Source organism: Streptomyces sp. UH6, assembly GCF_013421635.1.
Classification (GTDB): domain Bacteria; phylum Actinomycetota; class Actinomycetes; order Streptomycetales; family Streptomycetaceae; genus Streptomyces; species Streptomyces abyssomicinicus.
In genome coordinates this window covers 1-1,813 of the sequence record NZ_JACADT010001067.1, presented here as the reverse complement: position 1 = coordinate 1,813, position 1,813 = coordinate 1, and the positions used below count along the sequence as shown (strand labels likewise).

Here is a 1,813-nt window from a genome sequence, read left to right as displayed (position 1 = left end):
CGCCTTCGGGCTCCAGCCCAAGCTGCAGCCCGCCCGCGACCAGGAGTACGCCGACCTGCTGCGCCGCTACCGCGAGGACCCGCCGTTCGCCCGGCTCGCCGACGCCGTCGCCAGCGGGCTCGGGCTGATCGTGCTGGAGGTGTCCCCGCGCGCCGGCATGGCGGTGACCGCCGCCGAGGGCTCCGTCTTCGCCGTCCGGATGGGCGACTACGCCCGCCGCGCCTCCTCCGACACCGCCGACCGGTTCCTGCACGGCCTGGCCCACCTGGCCGTCGCGGCGCTCGCCTTCCCGCGCCCGGAGGACCTCGCCGACGACGGCTACATCGGGCGGCTGACCGTCAACGGCGTCGACGCCTTCGTCCGCCAGGCCTGCCGGCGCCTGGAACAGCGTGCCGAGGAGCAGGGCGAGAACACCGACCCGGCCACCGACGCCCCCGGACTCGAGGCGGCCTGGCGGATCTGGTCCCGCCGCAGCGCCACCGGCGCCACCAAGGACTCCCGCCGCCTGGCCGGATCCACCACCGGCATCGTCGCCAAGGCGGTCGCCTTCCTCGCCGACTCCGGCTTCCTCCAGCGCACCGGCGACGACGGCGGCGGCACCTACCGCACCACCGCCCGCTACCAGCTCCAGGTCCGCGACATGGCGAGCAGCGCCGCCATGCGCGAACTGCTGGAGCTGGGCGTCGTCCCGGTCTCCGACGGCACCGCCACCCTGCTGCCACCGGACGAGACCGACGACCTCGACCTGGTCGCCGACGCGGGACTGCCGTTCCACTCCTGACCGCCCCCGCCCGCGGCCCGCCCGCACCGCCCGACGCCCCCCGCACGACGACCCACCGCTCGACGCCCACACTGCCCGCACCGGCGCACGGAAGACTGACGAGAGCCCCCCATGTACGAGCTGTCCCGGATCCGCCTCTACTCCATCGGACCGGCCGGCGCGCGGTACGCCGACACCGTGCTGGACCTGCGGGGCGTGGGCGATCCCGTGCCCGACCCGGCGCCCGCGCAGGCGGAGTTCTTCCAGGACGAGCCCTCCGGCCCGCCGCGCCGCCCGGCCCCCGCGGGCGTGCTCTTCCTGGAGAACGGCGGCGGCAAGTCCGTCCTGCTCAAGCTGATCTTCTCGGTGATGCTGCCGGGCCACCGCAACACCCTCGGCGGCGCCAGCTCCGGCGTGCTGCGCAAGTTCCTGCTCGCCGAGGACTGCGGCCACGTCGCCCTGGAGTGGCAGCACACCCGCACCGGGGAACTGGTCGTCGTCGGCAAGGTCAGCGAGTGGCGGGGCCGCCAGGTCTCCAGCGACCCGCGGAAGTTCGCCGAGGCCTGGTACTCCTTCCGGCCCGGCCCCGGCCTGAACCTGGACAGCCTGCCGGTGGCGGAGTCCACCGCGATGCGCCCGGCCGCCGAGGGAGCCTCCGGCGCCCGCGGCCGCCGCCGCACGATGAAGGGTTTCCGGGACGCCCTCACCGAGGCGGGCAAGTTCTACCCGCACCTGGAGGCGCACTGGGAGGAGATCCACGAGCGCTGGACCGAGCACCTCGGCGAACTCGGCCTCGATCCCGAACTCTTCCGCTACCAGCGGGAGATGAACGCCGACGAGGGCGAGGCGGCCGGCCTCTTCGCGGTGAAGAAGGACGCCGACTTCACCGACCTGCTGCTGCGCGCGGTCACCGACACCCGCGACACGGACGGACTCGCCGACCTGGTCGCCGGGTTCGGCAACAAGCTCGGCCGCCGCGCCGAACTCATCGCCGAACGCGACTTCACGGCGGGCTCGCTGGACCTGCTCCAGCGCATCGTCGACGCCTTTTTT

General features: G+C 74.2%; 1 protein-coding gene and 1 pseudogene. Both read left to right on the top strand.

From position 1 onward, the window contains the following. A partial coding sequence (locus HW445_RS29260) for a hypothetical protein (protein WP_180223846.1) occupies positions 1–781 on the top strand: 781 nt, incomplete at its 5' end. A gap of 111 nt (positions 782–892) precedes the next feature. Beyond that, positions 893–1,813: pseudogene (locus HW445_RS29255) on the top strand (hypothetical protein); the annotation flags it as partial.